The organism is Pseudomonas sp. HS6-2, from assembly GCF_049325675.2.
GTDB lineage: Bacteria > Pseudomonadota > Gammaproteobacteria > Pseudomonadales > Pseudomonadaceae > Aquipseudomonas > Aquipseudomonas putida_N.
In genome coordinates, this window is record NZ_CM143906.1 from 5,915,795 (window position 1) to 5,933,188 (window position 17,394).

At 61.5% G+C, this 17,394-nt stretch carries 16 protein-coding genes and 1 pseudogene; 8 read left to right on the forward strand and 9 right to left on the reverse strand.

What is annotated here, in order from left to right; genetic code table 11:
• The first annotated feature begins 44 nt into the window (after positions 1 to 44).
• The 4 genes from choX (at position 45) to ACOKS3_RS27740 (ending at position 3,471) form a co-directional block, all read left to right on the forward strand.
• Positions 45 to 989 carry a choline ABC transporter substrate-binding protein gene (choX, locus tag ACOKS3_RS27725; protein ID WP_422764451.1) on the forward strand — a complete coding sequence of 315 codons (945 nt, stop codon included), beginning with the start codon at positions 45 to 47 and terminating at the stop codon, positions 987 to 989.
• Between the two features lie 125 nt (positions 990 to 1,114).
• Positions 1,115 to 1,999: a 3-dehydrocarnitine:acetyl-CoA trimethylamine transferase CdhC gene (cdhC, locus tag ACOKS3_RS27730; RefSeq protein ID WP_103448637.1), complete on the forward strand. Its 885-nt coding sequence runs from the start codon at positions 1,115 to 1,117 to the stop codon at positions 1,997 to 1,999.
• A 19-nt stretch (positions 2,000 to 2,018) separates the two neighbouring features.
• Positions 2,019 to 2,984 (forward strand): L-carnitine dehydrogenase, encoded by a 966-nt coding sequence (locus tag ACOKS3_RS27735; RefSeq protein WP_103448636.1) that lies wholly within the window; start codon positions 2,019 to 2,021, stop codon positions 2,982 to 2,984.
• A 10-nt stretch (positions 2,985 to 2,994) separates the two neighbouring features.
• Complete coding sequence (locus ACOKS3_RS27740) at positions 2,995 to 3,471, forward strand: thioesterase family protein (RefSeq protein WP_103448635.1); 477 nt, start codon at positions 2,995 to 2,997, stop codon at positions 3,469 to 3,471.
• A 186-nt stretch (positions 3,472 to 3,657) separates the two neighbouring features.
• Here ACOKS3_RS27740 and ACOKS3_RS27745 read toward each other — a convergent pair whose 3' ends face one another.
• Positions 3,658 to 5,334, reverse strand: coding sequence for a reprolysin-like metallopeptidase (locus tag ACOKS3_RS27745; protein ID WP_422764450.1), 1,677 nt, complete (start codon positions 5,332 to 5,334; stop codon positions 3,658 to 3,660).
• Positions 5,335 to 5,631: 297 nt separating this feature from the next.
• On the opposite strand from ACOKS3_RS27745, the gene ACOKS3_RS27750 reads away from it, so the two are divergent.
• Positions 5,632 to 5,889, forward strand: coding sequence for a hypothetical protein (locus ACOKS3_RS27750; RefSeq protein ID WP_003255717.1), 258 nt, complete (start codon positions 5,632 to 5,634; stop codon positions 5,887 to 5,889).
• Positions 5,890 to 5,947: 58 nt separating this feature from the next.
• Here the strand turns inward: ACOKS3_RS27750 and gbdR are convergent, their stop codons facing one another.
• Both gbdR and ACOKS3_RS27760 read right to left on the reverse strand, forming a co-directional pair.
• Complete coding sequence (gene gbdR / locus ACOKS3_RS27755; RefSeq protein ID WP_103448633.1) at positions 5,948 to 7,054, reverse strand: choline metabolism transcriptional regulator GbdR; 1,107 nt, start codon at positions 7,052 to 7,054, stop codon at positions 5,948 to 5,950.
• A 393-nt stretch (positions 7,055 to 7,447) separates the two neighbouring features.
• Positions 7,448 to 8,824: an L-serine ammonia-lyase gene (locus ACOKS3_RS27760; protein WP_103448632.1), complete on the reverse strand. Its 1,377-nt coding sequence runs from the start codon at positions 8,822 to 8,824 to the stop codon at positions 7,448 to 7,450.
• 442 nt (positions 8,825 to 9,266) lie between these two features.
• Here ACOKS3_RS27760 and ACOKS3_RS27765 point away from each other — a divergent pair, with 442 nt between their 5' ends.
• The 3 genes from ACOKS3_RS27765 (at position 9,267) to choV (ending at position 12,319) form a co-directional block, all read left to right on the forward strand.
• Positions 9,267 to 10,214 (forward strand): choline ABC transporter substrate-binding protein, encoded by a 948-nt coding sequence (locus ACOKS3_RS27765; RefSeq protein WP_103448631.1) that lies wholly within the window; start codon positions 9,267 to 9,269, stop codon positions 10,212 to 10,214.
• Between the two features lie 81 nt (positions 10,215 to 10,295).
• Positions 10,296 to 11,144, forward strand: a complete 849-nt coding sequence (choW, locus tag ACOKS3_RS27770) for a choline ABC transporter permease subunit (protein ID WP_177408542.1) — start codon at positions 10,296 to 10,298, stop codon at positions 11,142 to 11,144.
• Entirely contained in the window at positions 11,141 to 12,319 is a 1,179-nt protein-coding gene (choV, locus tag ACOKS3_RS27775; RefSeq protein ID WP_054886704.1) for a choline ABC transporter ATP-binding protein, read from the forward strand. The genes choW and choV overlap by 4 nt, the downstream gene beginning before the upstream one ends.
• A 36-nt stretch (positions 12,320 to 12,355) precedes the next feature.
• Here the strand turns inward: choV and hisF are convergent, their stop codons facing one another.
• From hisF to ACOKS3_RS27805, 6 genes and pseudogenes are all read right to left on the reverse strand, one after another.
• On the reverse strand, positions 12,356 to 13,126 hold the full coding sequence (gene hisF, locus ACOKS3_RS27780; protein WP_011536177.1) for an imidazole glycerol phosphate synthase subunit HisF: 771 nt from the start codon (positions 13,124 to 13,126) through the stop codon (positions 12,356 to 12,358).
• A 10-nt stretch (positions 13,127 to 13,136) separates the two neighbouring features.
• Positions 13,137 to 13,874 (reverse strand): 1-(5-phosphoribosyl)-5-[(5-phosphoribosylamino)methylideneamino]imidazole-4-carboxamide isomerase, encoded by a 738-nt coding sequence (gene hisA, locus ACOKS3_RS27785; protein WP_003255731.1) that lies wholly within the window; start codon positions 13,872 to 13,874, stop codon positions 13,137 to 13,139.
• A 27-nt stretch (positions 13,875 to 13,901) separates the two neighbouring features.
• A complete protein-coding gene (locus tag ACOKS3_RS27790; RefSeq protein WP_060512242.1) occupies positions 13,902 to 14,162 on the reverse strand; it encodes a DUF2164 domain-containing protein in 261 nt (86 codons plus the stop codon).
• A complete protein-coding gene (hisH, locus tag ACOKS3_RS27795; RefSeq protein ID WP_060512243.1) occupies positions 14,163 to 14,801 on the reverse strand; it encodes an imidazole glycerol phosphate synthase subunit HisH in 639 nt (212 codons plus the stop codon).
• Positions 14,802 to 15,395: an imidazoleglycerol-phosphate dehydratase HisB gene (hisB, locus tag ACOKS3_RS27800; RefSeq protein ID WP_027917570.1), complete on the reverse strand. Its 594-nt coding sequence runs from the start codon at positions 15,393 to 15,395 to the stop codon at positions 14,802 to 14,804. It abuts the gene before it with no gap.
• 170 nt (positions 15,396 to 15,565) lie between these two features.
• A pseudogene (locus tag ACOKS3_RS27805) lies at positions 15,566 to 17,228 on the reverse strand (OFA family MFS transporter).
• Positions 17,229 to 17,394: the final 166 nt, after the last annotated feature.

Here is a 17,394-nt window from a genome sequence, read left to right on the forward strand (position 1 = left end):
AGGCCGCCCTCAATAACAATATGTACTGCCGATGGAGAGCCACCATGCATAGCTTGATCCGCCGCAGCCTGTTGACCCTTGCCCTGAGCAGCATCGCTTCCACCCCGCTATTCGCCGCCGAGCCGGCAGTTTGCAAGAACGTCCGCCTGGGCGTGGTCAACTGGACCGACGTCATCGCCACCAGCGCCATGGCCCAGGTGCTGCTCGACGGCCTGGGTTACCAGACCAAACAGACCAGCGCCTCGCAGCAGATCATCTTCGCTGGTATCCGCGACAAGCGCCTGGACATGTTCCTGGGTTACTGGAACCCGATCATGACCCAGACCATTACCCCGTTCGTCGACGCCAACCAGGTCAAGGTGCTCGACAAGCCAAGCCTGGAAGACGCCCGCGCCACCCTTGCCGTGCCGAAGTATCTGTATGACAAGGGCCTGAAGACCTTCGCCGACATCCACAAGTTCGAGAAGGAACTGGGCGGCAAGATCTACGGCATCGAGCCCGGCTCCGGCGCCAACACCCAGATCAAGGCGATGATCACCAAGAACCAGTTCGACCTCGGCAAGTTCCAGCTGGTCGAGTCCAGCGAAGCCGGCATGCTCGCTGCCGTCGATCGCGCCGTACGGCGCAAGGAAGCGGTGGTGTTCTTCGGCTGGGCGCCGCACCCGATGAACGTGAACATCGACATGGCCTACCTGGGCGACAGCCAGGACGCCCTGGGCCCGGACGAAGGCCGTGCCACGGTGTGGACGGTGACCGCGCCGGACTACGCCCAACGCTGCCCCAACGCCCACCGCCTGCTGGCCAACCTGAACTTCAGCGCCGAGGACGAGAGCCGCATGATGCAGCCGCTGCTCGACCACAAGGACGCGCTGGAATCGGCCCGCCAGTGGCTCAAGGATCACCCCGACGACAAAGCCCGCTGGCTTGAAGGTGTGACCACCTTCGATGGCAAGCCGGCTGCGGACAACCTCAAGCTCACCGCCAACTGATCCGGCCTCTTCGCGGGACAAGCCCGCTCCTACAGATTACACGCATGCCAGGGCCTCCACGGTCCCCTGTAGGAGCGGGCTTGCCCCGCGAAAGGGCCAGCAAAGACAACCCAAGGAACCTCGCCATGAACCACGACGTCATCATCACCTGCGCCCTCACCGGCGCTGGCGACACGGTCGCCAAGAGCCACCTGGTCCCGGTCACCCCGAAACAGATCGCCGAATCCGCCGTCGAAGCCGCCAAGGCCGGCGCCACCGTGGTCCACTGCCACGTCCGCGACCCTCAGACCGGCCGTTTCAGCCGTGACGTGGCGCTGTACCGCGAAGTCATGGAGCGCATCCGCGAGGCCGACGTCGACATCATCGTCAACCTCACCGCCGGCATGGGCGGCGACCTGGAAATCGGCCCGGGCGAATCGCCGATGGAATTCGGCCCCGGCACCGACCTGATCGGCCCGCTGGAGCGCCTGGCCCACGTCGAAGCCCTGCTGCCGGAAATCTGCACCCTCGACTGCGGCACCCTCAACTTCGGCGACGGCAACGCCATCTACGTCTCCACCCCCGCGCAACTGCGCGCCGGCGCCAAGCGCATCACCGAATTGGGGGTGAAGGCCGAGCTGGAGATCTTCGACACCGGCCACCTGTGGTTCGCCAAGCAGATGATGAAAGAAGGCCTGCTCGACGACCCGCTGTTCCAACTTTGCCTGGGCATCCCGTGGGGCGCACCGGCCGACACCACCACCATGAAGGCCATGGTCGACAACCTGCCAGCCAACGTTACCTGGGCCGGCTTCGGCATCGGCCGCATGCAAATGCCAATGGCCGCGCAGGCCGTGCTGCTCGGCGGCAACGTGCGAGTGGGCCTGGAAGACAACCTGTACCTGGACCGTGGCGTGCTGGCCAGCAACGGCCAGCTGGTGGAACGCGCCGCCGAAATCATCACCCGCATGGGTGGCCGCGTGCTCAGCCCGGCCGAAGGCCGGGAAAAAATGAACCTCAAGCGCCGCTGATCCCCTTCTGGAGACCGATATGCCCTTCATCACCGAGATCAAGACCTTCGCCGCTCTGGGTAGCGGCGTGATCGGCAGTGGCTGGGTCGCCCGCGCCCTGGCCCATGGCCTGGACGTGGTCGCCTGGGACCCGGCGCCCGGTGCCGAGCAGGCCCTGCGCAAGCGCATCGCCAACGCCTGGCCGGCACTGGAGAAACAAGGCCTGGCGCCAGGCGCATCGCAGAGCCGGCTGAAGTTCGTGGCCACCATCGAGGAGTGCGTGCGCGACGCCGACTTCATCCAGGAAAGCGCACCCGAGCGCCTGGACCTCAAGCTCGACCTGCACGCGAAGATCAGCGCCGCCGCCAAGCCCAACGCGATCATCGGCTCCAGTACCTCGGGCCTGCTGCCCAGCGAGTTCTACGAATCGGCCACTCACCCCGAGCGCTGCGTGGTCGGCCACCCGTTCAACCCGGTGTACCTGCTGCCGCTGGTCGAGATCGTCGGCGGCAACCGCACCGCACCTGAAGCCATCGAAGCCGCCAAGACCATCTACACCGCCCTCGGCATGCGCCCGCTGCATGTGCGCAAGGAAGTCCCCGGTTTCATCGCCGACCGCCTGCTCGAAGCGTTGTGGCGCGAGGCTCTGCACCTGGTCAACGATGGCGTGGCCAGCACCGGTGAAATCGACGACGCGATCCGCTTCGGCGCGGGCCTGCGCTGGTCGTTCATGGGCACCTTCCTCACCTACACCCTGGCCGGTGGTGATGCCGGCATGCGCCACTTCATGGCCCAGTTCGGCCCGGCGCTGAAGCTGCCCTGGACCTACCTGCCGGCACCCGAGCTGACCGACAAGCTGATCGACGATGTGGTCGAAGGCACGTCGGAACAGTTGGGTGACCGCAGCATTGCGGCGCTTGAGCGCTATCGTGATGACGCCCTGCTGGCCGTGCTGGAAGCGGTGAAGACCAGCAAGGCCAGCCACGGCATGGCCTTTGGCGACTGAGGAGCAGACGATGCCCGCATTGATCACCTATCGCACCCCAGTCCAGGAGGACTGGGTCGACTACAACGGGCATCTGCGCGATGCCTTCTACCTGCTGATTTTCAGCTACGCCACCGATGCGCTGATGGAGTGCATCGGCCTGGACGCCGACAGCCGGGGACAGAGCGGTAACTCACTGTTCACCCTGGAAGCCCACGTCAACTACCTGCACGAGGTGAAGCTGGGGACCGAGGTGTGGGTGCAGACGCAGATCATCGGCTTCGATCGCAAGCGCCTGCACGTCTATCACAGCCTGCATCGGGCGGGGTTTGACGAAGTACTAGCCGCGAGCGAGCAGATGCTGCTGCATGTGGATCTGGCGGGGCCGAAGTCGGCGCCGTTCAGTGAGCGAAGTAACGGCTTGCTACAACGCTTGGCGCATGAGCAACATAAACTACCGGCAGCCAAGTACGTCGGACGGGTCATGAGCCTGGGTGCTGGCTCCTGAATACAGTCTTCCCTATATACAGGTACCGGCACGTTCAATCGTGCCAGCTCATGGAATATATTGATATAAGAGGGACGGCGTTATGCCCCCCTGCAAAATAGAAATATTCATCGTGGCAAGCTAAAGTATAAAGCTGCGAACCGCCCTGACGCGGTTCGCAGTTTATGAAGCGCGAGCAGCGCATGACTACTTCGGAGTAGTAGTTACCCACTTTATTTTTCCAGTCTCGCCATGAAATTCGACATCGAACCCGATGGGTGCGATTGACGAGCCTATAATAAGAGCTCTCAGAATGGTCATGTCACCCACATTGACAAAGCTGATAGAGCCTTCATCGGACCCAAACCTCACCCTGTACCCCGGCTTCAAATAAATGACTTGAGCCGACCCCACATCGCTCCAATCAGACCCACATTGTTGCTGGATATCAATTTTATCTTCTGAGTTTCGCTCAAATCTGCAGGCCTTACCTTTGTGAAATGGTTTCTCGTATAGCGTATAGTGTATTGGGGTAACGGGTGGCGGATAGAAATTTTCTACCGTTTCTCTACGTTCATTGAACCGTCGTGCGACATCATGATGCTCAACGGTGCCAATTGCGATACCTTCATAGGTGAGACGAGGGTTCGAATGATAACCTATCTTAGGACATGCTCCCCCAGAGCAGTCGTATGACATTTGAGTTCGGAAGCGAGGTGTACCAGTGTAACGAAATCCATATTGGTATTTTGGGTTACCCTCTGCTTGACCCTCTTCCCAATTATGGTTTGCTCCCAGATTGTGCCCTAACTCATGTGACATTGAAGAAAGGCAAGAGATCACCGAAAACGCGGTACTGCGGCCAGCATTGACGAACCCCATTCCACAATAGCTTGGATTTGTTGAATACATTGTTACCAGATCAGCACGGAGCTGGTCACGTATGGGCGCCACTGCGGCCCCGAGTGGCCGGGTCGGCTCTTTTAAGTCCCCCAATTGGCTACCCTTACCCTCATCCGAGTATTCAGCATCGTAGTAGCCGGCGATCTCATAAGTAATGGCAACATTACTATTTATCATATAAACATTGGCGTCCTGTAATGCTTGGGCCATTGCTGCTTTGTAGTTGGGATTTTTAGCGCGTGCCTCGATGGTTGACACCAACAGTACTCTAATGAAGCTTCTTGCGGAAGTTGGTATAACAGGTGCATCCTCAGTGGGTGCGCTCTGCGCATCTATAAGTAGTTCTTTTTCAGATGGTAACTTGCTCTGGTCAACCTCGATCAGTACAAATTGTGCAGGACCAATTGATTCAAGGCGATAGTGCGTTCCGTTATCGACTACTTCCCCCACCAGATTTTCTCCCTCGCGCACAAGGGAAATTGAATAGAGTGGATCAGCATCAATCTCTTTCGTTGCTTCTGGATGCTCCGCTTTCCACACGGAAGGTTTATATCCAACCCAACCAGATACTCCGGGAGCAAGCTCATTAAAAGCTCGCTTGCTGAACAGCGTAGATTGCCCACCGGGCAAAGTTACAGCGATGTGCTCTGAGGCTGCATCAATGATCGCCAAATTGACATCAACAAAGGTTACTTTCTTACTGCTGGGATCCATTGACAGTGATTTCAGGTATTTATTGTCTGACCGCTCCAGAAGCACCGATCTCGCTCTACTTGTTTCAGTAAAAAGCTGTTGTGCAGGGGCGATGGCAGTAGACCCATTTTTCGTCAACGCAGCACACGCAGACAATAATAGCAAAACCAAAATCGCCGGCAGACTCACCCATACTTTCAACTTCATAATGGCCACGCCCAAGGAGTGTTTTCCATATTGTAAGAAGGCTGTGCCGCTTACCGCACCTGGCAAAAATGATAGGTGCATGTGATTGACGATGGCACGCATTGTCATTATGGAAAAAAAATAACCCCGGAAAGCCGTGAGCATCCGGGGCCAAGAGCGAGCAACATCCACTGTGCATGAGTGAGGGTGACCAAACCCCCGTGGACCGTGAATGGATGCAGTCTGCTGGCTTCCCGGCTCGTGCAATTAGCCGGGAACGACCTGTTCTTAGCCAAACCAGCCATGGCGACATTCTGCCCTTGCGAGCCTGTCGCTGCGGACACAGAATCGGTCGTAAATCACAGCAGCACTCTCTTCGCGATAAAAGGGACAACAGCCATGATGCATGCGGATTTGATAGACCAGGACGACCTGGCAGGCCACCTGCGCGCTCGCGGGTTCGACATACCGGCCGGGGCCAGTGCCGAGCAGGCCTGCGAAGCGGTGGTGCGGGGGCTGACCGAGCCTAATGCACGGGCGTTGAAGGGGATGGTGGAGCAGATGTATACCGGAAGCGCGACCATTTTACCGGCAGTGCGCCAGGCCATCGACAAGCAGCTGTTGCCAGCGTTGGCGCAATTCAACAAGCGCGCTTGACCGAGTTTTCCTGCACCGGCCTTTTCGCGGGCTTGCCCGCGAAAAGGCCGGTGCTATTTCAGAGCCTTACGCTGGCAAAGGTCGACTCGTTGCGAGCCTGGCTCAGGGCCGCCATCGGCCCGCTGTGCGGCGACAGGGTCATGGCCTGCGGGATAGGCATCATCGCCACCTGCTGCGCAGTGTTGGAGCCGACACGCTCGTCACGCGGCGGAATGCCGAAGTACTCGCGGTAGCACTTGGAGAAGTGCGGCGTGGAGACGAAACCGCACACCGAGGCCACTTCGATGATCGACATCGGCGTCTGCTTGAGCAGCTGCCGCGCGCGGATCAGGCGCAGCTTCAGGTAATAGCGCGACGGCGAGCAATGCAGGTACTTCTGGAACAGCCGTTCGAGTTGGCGGCGCGATACCGATACGTACACGGCCAGTTCGTCGAGGTCGATCGGCTCTTCGAGGTTGGCCTCCATCAGCGCGACAATTTCCTGCAGCTTCGGCTGGTTGGTACCGAGCATGTGCTTGAGCGGTACGCGCTGGTGGTCCTGTTCGTTGCGGATGCGCTCGTAGACAAACATCTCGGAGATCGCCGCCGACAGCTCGCGGCCGTGATCGCGGCTGATCAGGTGCAGCATCATGTCCAGCGGCGCGGTGCCGCCGGAGCTGGTGAAGCGGTTACGGTCGAGGGTGAACAGACGGGTGCTCATGTTGACCCGCGGGAAGGCCTCCTGCATGGCTGCCAGGCATTCCCAGTGTACGCTGCAATCAAAACCATCGAGCAGCCCGGCGCAGCCCAGTGCCCAGCTGCCGGTGCATACTGCACCGAGGCGGCGCGACTGGCGCGCCTGGGCCTGCAGCCAGGTGACATGCTCACGGGTGACGGTACGCTGGATGCCGACGCCACCACAGACGATCACGGTATCGATCGGCGGTGCGTTATGCATGGCGGCATCGGGGGTGATCTGCAGGCCGTCGCTGGCCCACACCTGGCCGCCATCGACGGTCAGCGTATGCCAGCGGTACAGCTCGCGGCCGGACAGCTGGTTGGCCATGCGCAGCGGCTCGACCGCCGACGCCAGGGAAATCAGGGTGAAATTGTCCAGAAGAAGAAACCCGATGGACTGGGGTGCTGTGCGGTTCTGGGTTGGATTCCCGGAGGTGTACGACGTCATCGCGATTTCTCCTCACACAAATGCAGGGTATGCCTCAGGCGGGCACTGATTTCTTGTTATGGCCCCAGATTCGTATGCAGGGGCTTGGTTGCCAATCTCAACGCAAAGGCCGTGCCTGAAATTGAACGGCCATCCAAAAAAACCTGAAAACGACGCCTTCGTTCGGCAAATCAGGGACTTCGGTCGAGTTGGCCAGTCTGCGCAAAGCGCCGTGCTAGCGCCTTGCGTGTAACAACTGAGCAATTTGGTGACACGCGCAGTGTAGGTTGCCCAGAAACGACACTCTTGAGTGTCACCGACAATGCCCGCACTGATAGCGACACCCGACGATCGGTAGAAACACAAACGCCCCGAAACGGGGCGCTGTAGGCGGATCAGCGCGTTATCGGCGCATCAACATTCAATGGCGCTGACCGCCAGGCCACCGCGCGAGGTCTCTTTATATTTGTCGTGCATGTCGGCACCGGTGTCGCGCATGGTACGGATCACCTGGTCGAGGGAGATGAAGTGCTCGCCATCGCCGCGCAGGGACATCTGCACAGCATTGATCGCCTTCACCGCAGCAATCGCGTTGCGCTCGATGCACGGCACCTGTACCAGGCCTCCGACCGGGTCGCAGGTCAGGCCAAGGTTATGTTCCAGTGCGATCTCTGCGGCGTTCTCCACCTGCGGCGGGGTCGCCCCGAGGACTTCGGCAAGGCCCGCAGCGGCCATGGCGCAGGCCGAGCCGACCTCACCCTGGCAACCGACTTCGGCACCGGAAATCGACGCGTTCTTCTTGCACAGGATGCCCACGGCAGCGGCAGCGAGGAAGTAGTCGACCACGCTGGACTCATTCACGGCATCGCTGAAGCGCATGTAGTAGTGCAGCACCGCTGGGATGATGCCGGCCGCGCCGTTGGTGGGCGCGGTAACCATGCGCCCGCCGGCGGCGTTCTCTTCGTTGACCGCCAGGGCGAACAGGTTGACCCACTCCATGGCGCTCATGGTCGAGCCGATCACGTTGGGCTTGCCGATTTCCTGCAGGCTGCGGTGCAGCTTGGCAGCGCGGCGGCGCACATTGAGCCCGCCGGGCAACGTGCCTTCGTACTTCAGGCCGTTGTTGACGCATTCCTGCATGGCTTCCCAGAGCTTGTGCAGGCCGGCGCGGATCTCTTCCTCGCTGCGCCAGACCTTCTCGTTGGCCATCATCAATTGCGACACGCTGAGGTCGTTTTGCTTGCACAGACGCAGCAGTTCGGCGGCGCTGTTGAAATCATACGGCAGCACCGTCTGGTCGGCATCCAGCACGCCGCTGGCGGCCTGGGCGGCGTCGACCACGAAGCCGCCACCGACCGAGTAGTAGGTATCGCGGTGCAGCTCGCCCTGGGCGCCTTCGGCGATCAGGGTCATGGCGTTGGGGTGGTATGGCAGGTTCTCGTCCAACAGCAGCATGTCGCGGGCCCAGACGAACTCGATGGGCAGGCGGTTATCCAGCTTCAGGGTGTTGGTTTCGCGCAGGTCGGCGATGCGCGGGACGATCTGGGTCGGGTCGATGGCGTCCGGCCATTCGCCCATCAGGCCCATGATGGTGGCGTTGTCAGTACCGTGGCCGATGCCGGTGGCCGACAACGAACCGTACAGCCGCACTTCGATCCTTTGCACCTGTTCCAGCTCGCCGCGCTCACGCAGGCCCTGGACGAACAAAGCGCCAGCACGCATGGGGCCGACGGTGTGGGAGCTGGAAGGCCCGACACCGATCTTGAACAGGTCGAACACGCTGATGGCCATTGTCGAATCACCTCTTGCTGGGCTTGTCTCTGCGCGCCATGCGCAGGGCGGGGCAACTGCTAGGCTGAAGCTGCGAGCCGCCACGAATGCACGCATCATCGGGCTTTTGCCTGCCCCCTCGCCGTCTGCAACCGACGTACTTTTGTCCAGCAGCGCCGCAGCCTTTTCGGCCACCTGCGCGCCGCTTTCGAGCGGCCTGGTGACGCAAAAATGCGGCTACGGGGGTGGAAAAACTCATAAACGACATCGCCAGTACTGGATGCGACCCGTTCCGTACTGGTTACGACCCCACCAGTAGGCGATTGCCCGGCGCTGGAGGATTATCGAAAGCGACTCGTAAAGCACGGCCACGCAACCTGCCCTCTGCAGGCCTGGTCGACCGGACCCTGAGAAAGCCCGGCGACCCATGCGAACCCGAAGACAAAATCACAGGAGTCCATCCATGAAAGGTTCACCCTCGCTGTTGCTGGTTGCGATGCTGTCCGCACCTCTGCTGGCCCAGGCCGCCGAGCCCGAGCAGTGCCAGACGGTACGCTTCTCCGATGTCGGCTGGACCGATATCACCGTGACTACGGCAACCACCAGCGTTGTGCTCGAAGCACTGGGTTACAAGACCCACACCACCATGATCTCGGTACCGGTGACCTACAAGTCGCTGGCCACCGGCAAGGACCTGGACGTGTTTCTCGGCAACTGGATGCCGACCATGGAGAACGACATCAAGCAGTACCGCGACGCCGGCACTGTGGATACCGTGCGCGCCAACCTGGAGAACGCCAAGTACACCCTGGCGGTACCCCAGGCGCTGTATGACAAGGGGCTCAAGGATTTCAGCGACATTCCCAAGTTCAAGAAGGAACTGGACGGCAAGATCTACGGCATCGAGCCCGGCAACGATGGCAACCGCACCATCCAGAGCATGATCGACAAGAACGCCTTCGGCCTGAAGGATGCCGGTTTCAAGATCGTCCAGTCGAGCGAAGCCGGCATGCTGTCGCAGGTAGACCGTGCGCAGAAGCGTAACGAGGCGGTGGTGTTCCTGGGCTGGGAGCCGCACCCGATGAACACCCGCTTCAAGATGCAGTACCTGACCGGCGGGGACGAGTTCTTCGGCCCCGAGTTCGGCAAGGCCACCGTGCTGACCAACACCCGCAAGGACTATGTGCAGGAATGCAGCAACGTCGGCCAGCTCTTGAAGAACCTGTCGTTCGAGCTCAAGGATGAAAGCACCATGATGGGCTATGTCCTGGACGACAAGATGAAGCCCGAGGCGGCCGCCAAGAAGTGGCTCAAGGACAACCCCGGCAAGCTGGACACCTGGCTGGCGGGCGTCACCACCGTGGATGGCAAACCCGGCCTTGAGGCGGCCAAGGCCAAGCTCGCTCAATAACGCAATACGTCGTAGCGCTACCTCGGGGCGGGACCGTGCCCGCCCCGGACTGATTTCAATCTTTGCAGGTGGAAGCTCGCTATCATGCTCATCGATCAGAAAATACCCTTGGGTCAGTACATCGCGTCGTTCGTCGAATGGCTGACCCAGAATGGCGCGAACTACTTCGACGCCATTGCCCGAGGCCTGGAGTTCATGATCCATGGCGTCACCAGTACCCTGACCTTCTTCAACCCGTTCGTGCTCATCGCCCTGTTCGCCGCCTTGGCGCACTTCATCCAGCGCAAGTGGGCGCTTACCGCATTCGTCGCCCTTTCCTTCCTGCTGATCCTCAACCTGGGGTACTGGCAGGAAACCATGGAGACCCTGGCCCAGGTGACCTTCGCCACCGTGGTCTGCGTGGCCATCGGCGTGCCGCTGGGCATCGTCGCCGCGCACAAGCCAATGTTCTACACCGCCATGCGCCCGGTGCTCGACCTGATGCAGACCGTGCCAACCTTCGTCTACCTGATCCCGACCCTGACCCTGTTCGGCCTGGGCGTGGTGCCGGGGCTGATCTCGACGGTGGTGTTCGCCATCGCCGCGCCGATCCGCCTGACTTACCTGGGCATCTGCGACGTGCCGCAAGAACTGATGGACGCCGGCAAGGCGTTTGGCTGCTCGCGCCGCCAGCTGCTCACTCGTATCGAACTGCCGCACGCGATGCCGAGCATCGCCGCCGGCGTCACCCAGTGCATCATGCTGTCGCTATCGATGGTGGTGATTGCCGCCCTGGTGGGCGCCGATGGCCTGGGCAAACCTGTGGTCAACGCACTGAACACCGCTGATATCTCCCTGGGCTTCGAAGCGGGCCTGGCGATCGTGCTGCTGGCGATCATGCTCGACCGTATCTGCAAGCAACCGGAACTGCCGGTAAGGGGTGAGGCATGAGCATCATTCGATTCGAAGACGTAGACGTCATCTTTTCCAACAAGCCGCGCGAAGCACTGGCGCTGCTGGACAAGGGCCAGACCCGCGAACAGATCCTCAAGCAGACCGGCCTGGTGGTCGGTGTGGAAAAGGCCAACCTGGATATCAACAAAGGCGAGATCTGCGTACTGATGGGCCTGTCCGGCTCGGGCAAGTCGAGCCTGCTGCGCTGCATCAACGGCCTCAACACCGTGAGCCGCGGCAAGCTGTTCGTCGAGCATGAGGGCAAACACATCGACATTGCCCACTGCACCCCGGCAGAGCTGAAGATGATGCGCACCAAGCGCATCGCCATGGTGTTCCAGAAGTTCGCCCTGATGCCGTGGCTGACGGTGCGCGAGAACATCAGCTTCGGCCTGGAAATGCAGGGCCGCCCGGAAAAGGAACGGCGCAAGCTGGTCGACGAGAAGCTCGAACTGGTCGGCCTGACCCAGTGGCGCAACAAGAAGCCGGACGAACTTTCCGGCGGCATGCAGCAGCGTGTGGGCCTGGCCAGGGCGCTGGCGATGGATGCCGACATCCTGCTGATGGACGAACCGTTCTCGGCCCTCGATCCGCTGATCCGCCAGGGCCTGCAAGACGAGTTGCTGGGCCTGCAGGCCAAGCTGAGCAAGACCATCGTGTTCGTCAGCCACGACCTCGACGAGGCCCTGAAGCTGGGCAGCCGCATCGCCATCATGAAAGACGGGCGGATCATCCAGTACAGCAAGCCGGAAGAGATTGTGCTGAACCCGGCCGACGAGTACGTGCGTACCTTCGTCGCCCACACCAACCCGCTGAACGTGCTGTGCGGCCGCAGCCTGATGCGCAGCCTGGACAACTGCAAACGGGTCAATGGCTCGGTGTGCCTGGACCCGGGTGGCGATTCGTGGCTGGACCTGGGTGAAGGGAATTCGATCAAGCGTGCACGCCAGGGGCAGAACGGGCTGGACATGCAGAACTGGGTGCCGGGGCAGGCCGTGGAAGGGCTGGGGCGCAAGCCGACGCTGGTGCACGCCGATATCGGAATGCGTGAGGCGCTGCAGATTCGTTACCAGACGGGCAACAAGCTGGTGCTGCAGGAGAATGACAAGGTGGTGGGGATACTTGGGGATACCGAGCTTTACCACGCCTTGCTCGGCAAGAACCACGGGTGATGCCATTGGGGCTGCACAGCAGCCCCAATCAATGGTTCAGCGAACGACGATACCGCGCGAAGCCATGTAAGCCTTGGCCTCAGGCACCGTGTACTCGCCAAAGTGGAAGATGCTGGCCGCCAGCACCGCGCTGGCATGCCCTTCGAGAATCCCGTCAGCCAGGTGCTGCAGGTTACCCACACCACCCGAAGCGATCACCGGAATCCCCAGCGCATCGCTAATGGCACGGGTCACACCCAGGTCAAAACCGTTCTTCATGCCGTCCTGGTCCATGCTGGTCAGGAGGATCTCGCCGGCACCCAGGCCTTCCATCTTCTTCGCCCATTCAACGGCATCCAACCCGGTAGGCTTGCGCCCGCCGTGGGTGAAGATCTCCCAGCGCGGCGCTTCACCTGGCCCGGACACCTTCTTGGCGTCGATGGCGACGACGATGCACTGCGAACCGAAACGGTCCGCCGCCTCGCCGACGAACTCCGGATTGAACACCGCAGCAGTGTTGATCGAAACCTTGTCGGCACCGGCGTTGAGCAGGTTGCGGATGTCCTGCACGGTGCGCACGCCACCGCCCACGGTCAGCGGGATGAACACCTGGCTGGCCATGCGCTCGACGGTATGCAGCGTGGTGTCGCGGCCATCAACGCTGGCCGTGATGTCGAGGAAGGTGATTTCGTCGGCACCCTGCTCGTTGTAGCGACGGGCGATTTCCACCGGGTCGCCGGCATCACGGATGTTCTCGAACTTGACGCCCTTGACCACCCGGCCGTTGTCCACGTCCAGGCAAGGGATGATGCGCTTGGCCAGTGCCATGGTTCAGTCCTCAGCCTTGGTAGTTGTCGCAGAAGGCCTGGGCCTCGGCGACATCGAGGGTGCCTTCGTAGATGGCACGGCCGGTGATGGCGCCGATGATGCCCGGGGCCTTGGCGTCCAGCAGGGCCTTGATGTCACCCAGGTTGTGAATGCCGCCCGAGGCGATTACCGGGATGCGCGTAGCTTCGGCCAGGGCTTTGGTGAAGGGCACGTTGCAGCCCTGCATCATGCCGTCCTTGGCGATGTCGGTGTAGACGATCGCCGAGACGCCATCGGCCTCGAAACGCTTGGCCAGGTCGATGACCTGCACCGAACTCACTTCCGCCCAGCCGTCGGTGGCGACGAAGCCGTCTTTGGCATCCAGGCCGACGATGACCTTGCCCGGGAACGCCTTGCACGCTTCGGCAACGAATTCAGGCTGCTTGACCGCCTTGGTGCCGATGATCACGTAGCTGACGCCAGCCTTGACGTAGTGCTCGATGGTTTCCAGCGAGCGGATACCGCCGCCGATCTGGATCGGCAGGTTCGGGTAGCGCTTGGCGATGGCAGTAACCACTTCACCGTTGACCGGCTGGCCTTCGAAGGCGCCGTTGAGGTCAACCAGGTGCAGGCGGCGGCAGCCACCCTCGACCCACTTGGCGGCCATGCTCACCGGGTCGTCGGAGAATACCGTGGAGTCTTCCATGCGGCCCTGGCGCAGGCGCACGCAGGCACCGTCCTTCAGATCGATAGCGGGGATAATCAGCATCTTGGGAACCTGTCTGTTCTTGGGGGTTCAGGGCTTTTCGAGTGCCCACAGATCGCTTTCGATGCTCTCGAACCGCTCCTTGAGGTGCAGCTGAACATCGGCAATCGCCCTGTTGTAGTAATGGGGTGCAATTTCTTTGCTGAACAGCTCGAGGACCTCGGCCACCTCGAACGACCCGAGCTGCAGCTCGAAGCGGTCTTCGAGAAAACGCTTGAGCGTGTCGAGCGCCTCGCGTTCCTCTTCGGGGGCCAGGGTGATGACCGGGGCCTTGGTCTTCGAACGGCTCATTTACCAGCGCCCGTCCCAGGCGACGAAGTTCTGCAGCAGCTGCAGGCCATGGGTATGGCTCTTCTCCGGGTGGAACTGCACGGCAAAGCGCGAGCCATCGGCCAGCGCGGCAGCGAAGTCGACGCCATAGTGGCCGCGGCCGACTACCTGGCCAGGCTTGCCGGCATTGATGTAGTAGCTGTGCACGAAGTAGAAGCGTGCACGGTCGGAAATGTCGTGCCACAGCGGGTGGTCGATGGTTTGGCTGACTTCGTTCCAGCCCATGTGCGGCACCTTCAGGTGTTCGCCGTCTTCTTTCAGGTCTTTGCCGAAGAAGCGCACCTGGCCAGGGAACAGGCCGATGCAGTCGACACCGTCGTTCTCTTCGCTATGGTCGAGCAGCGCTTGCATGCCGACGCAGATGCCGAGGAACGGGCGGTCCTGGCTTACTTCGCGGACCAGGCTATCGAAGCCCAGCCGGCGGATTTCGGCCATGCAGTCGCGGATCGCACCCACACCAGGGAACACCACGCGGTCAGCCTCGCGGATCACCGCAGCGTCGCTGGTGACCAGCACCTTGCCGGCGCCGACGTGCTCGAGCGCCTTGGCCACCGAGTGCAGGTTGCCCATGCCATAGTCGATTACGGCTACCGTCTGCATTTACAGGCACCCTTTGGTCGACGGCATCTGCCCGGCCATGCGCTCGTCGAGGGTCACGGCCATGCGCAGGGCGCGGCCGAAAGCCTTGAACACGGTTTCGATCTGGTGGTGGGTGTTGTGGCCACGCAGGTTGTCGATGTGCAGGGTCACCAGGGCGTGGTTGACGAAGCCCTGGAAGAACTCCTGGAACAGGTCGACATCGAAGCCGCCAACGGTAGCGCGGGTGTAGGGCACATGCATCTGCAGGCCAGGGCGGCCGGAGAAGTCGATGACCACGCGCGACAGCGCTTCGTCCAGCGGCACGTAGGCATGGCCGTAGCGGAAGATGCCTTTCTTGTCGCCGATGGCCTGGGCGAATGCCATGCCCAGGGTGATACCGACGTCTTCGACGGTATGGTGATCGTCGATATGCAGGTCACCCTTGCACTCGATATCCAGATCGATCAGCCCATGACGGGCGATCTGGTCCAGCATGTGTTCAAGGAAAGGCACACCGATATCGAATCGGGCCTTGCCACTGCCATCGAGGTTGATCGAGCACTTGACCTGGGTTTCCAGGGTATTGCGCTCGACGGAAGCCTTACGTTCGACCATCACCAGCTCCGCAAAATCATTGGGCGAAAAGGGCTCCATTATAGGCCCAGAACGCGCCAGCTTGAAACGCGGATGACATATGGCATGGCAAGGAATTGCGGGGCCGGACGGCCCTACAGGTCTATACAAGCAGGTCATGGGGGCTGCAAGGCAACCCCCAGATGGCTACATCAATGGAACAGTACAGCGGTCTTCTGCAGGGTCACCCACACACCCCAGGCCAAAGGCACGACCACCACAGCCCAGGCCAGCAGCACCAGCGGCAGGCTACCCGGTGCGGCATGCCACTCCAGCGAACGGGCACCGTCAGCACCCTTGTCGTGGCTTAGCGCACGTTCGGCAGCCAGCTCGGCATCGCTCATGAAGTGCTTGTCGGCGACCGGGCGGATCAGCAGGTTGCAGAAGAAGCCCAGCACCAGCAGACCGGCGAGAATGTACAGGGTCATGTCGTAGGCCGCTGCACGCTCCACACCCGCCGCCAGCTGGTACTCGCGCAGGTAGGTGATCAGCACCGGGCCCAGCACGCCGGCTGCAGCCCAGGCAGTCAGCAGGCGACCGTGGATGGCGCCGACCATCTGCGTGCCGAACAGGTCAGCCAGGTAGGCCGGCACGGTAGCGAAACCACCGCCGTACATCGACAGGATGATGCAGAACGCCGCGACGAACAGCGCCACGTTGCCCAGGTGGCCCATGTTGGGCACCAGGCTATAAAGGCCGACGCCCAGGGCGAAGAAGGCGAAGTAGGTGTTCTTGCGGCCGATGTAGTCGGAGAACGACGCCCAGAAGAAGCGGCCACCGATGTTGAACAGGCTCAGGAGGCCGGTGAAGCCAGCGGCAATGGCCGCGATCTGCGCCAATTGCGCGGCATTCAGCTCACTGAAGCTCAGCTCGTTGCCCAGCAACTTGCCAGCGAACACTTCCTGCAGCAGCGGCGACGCCATGCCGAGGATGCCGATACCGGCCGAAACGTTCAGGCACAGCACCAGCCATACCAGGGCGAACTGAGGGGTTTTCCAGGCAACGCTTACATGCACGTGACGATCGGTGACCATGCCGTTACCCGCTTTTTTCACCGGAGCGGTCCAGCCTTCAGGTTTCCAGCCGGTCGGCGGCACGCGGTAAGCCAGGGCGCCAGCGGTCATGAACACGAAGTAGATCGCGGCCATGGCGACGAAGCTCTGCCACACGCCCACCTCATGTTCGTTGCCGAAGTGGCCCATCAACGCGGTGGCCAGCGGTGCGCCAACCATGGCGCCCCCCCCCGAAGCCCATGATCGCCATGCCGGTGGCCATGCCGCGCTTGTCCGGGAACCACTTGATCAGGGTCGAGACCGGCGAAATGTAGCCCAGGCCCAGGCCGATACCGCCGATCACACCGGAGCCCAGCCACATCAGCCACAGCTGGTGGGTCTTCACGCCGATCGCCGAGATCAGCATGCCGCCACACCAGCACAGCGCCGAAACCAGGCCGGCCTTGCGCGGGCCGGCGTGTTCCAGCCAGCCGCCGAGTACTGCGGCCGAGCAGCCGAGGAAGACGAAGAACAGGGTGTAGATCCAGCTCAGCATCGAGATCGGCCAGTCGCATTCGGCGCTGAACATACGGGCGATGAAGCCCATGTCGGCCGAACAGGCAACCGGCGCGGTGATGCCAATGGCTTGCGACAGTGGCAGCCAGAACACCGAGAAGCCATAGGCCATGCCGATGCACAGGTGGATGGCCAGGGCGGCTGGCGGGACCAGCCAGCGGTTGAAGCCCGGGCGGGCAATGATACGCTCCTTCGACAGGAAGCTCGGCGCGCTGGCCAGCCCCTCTGCCGTGATGGTACTGCTCATGGATTCGATCCTTTTATAGGTAGTCAGTGCTGGCGGATGGCATCCCGGGCTCTTGTGCTCGCACGCAGGGCGAACTGGACTTTCCCTGGGCAACGGCCCGCGACAATGGGTCGCGGCCGCTCCGCAAAGCGGCACAAGGGTACCAGTTCGCAGATGACATGAAAGC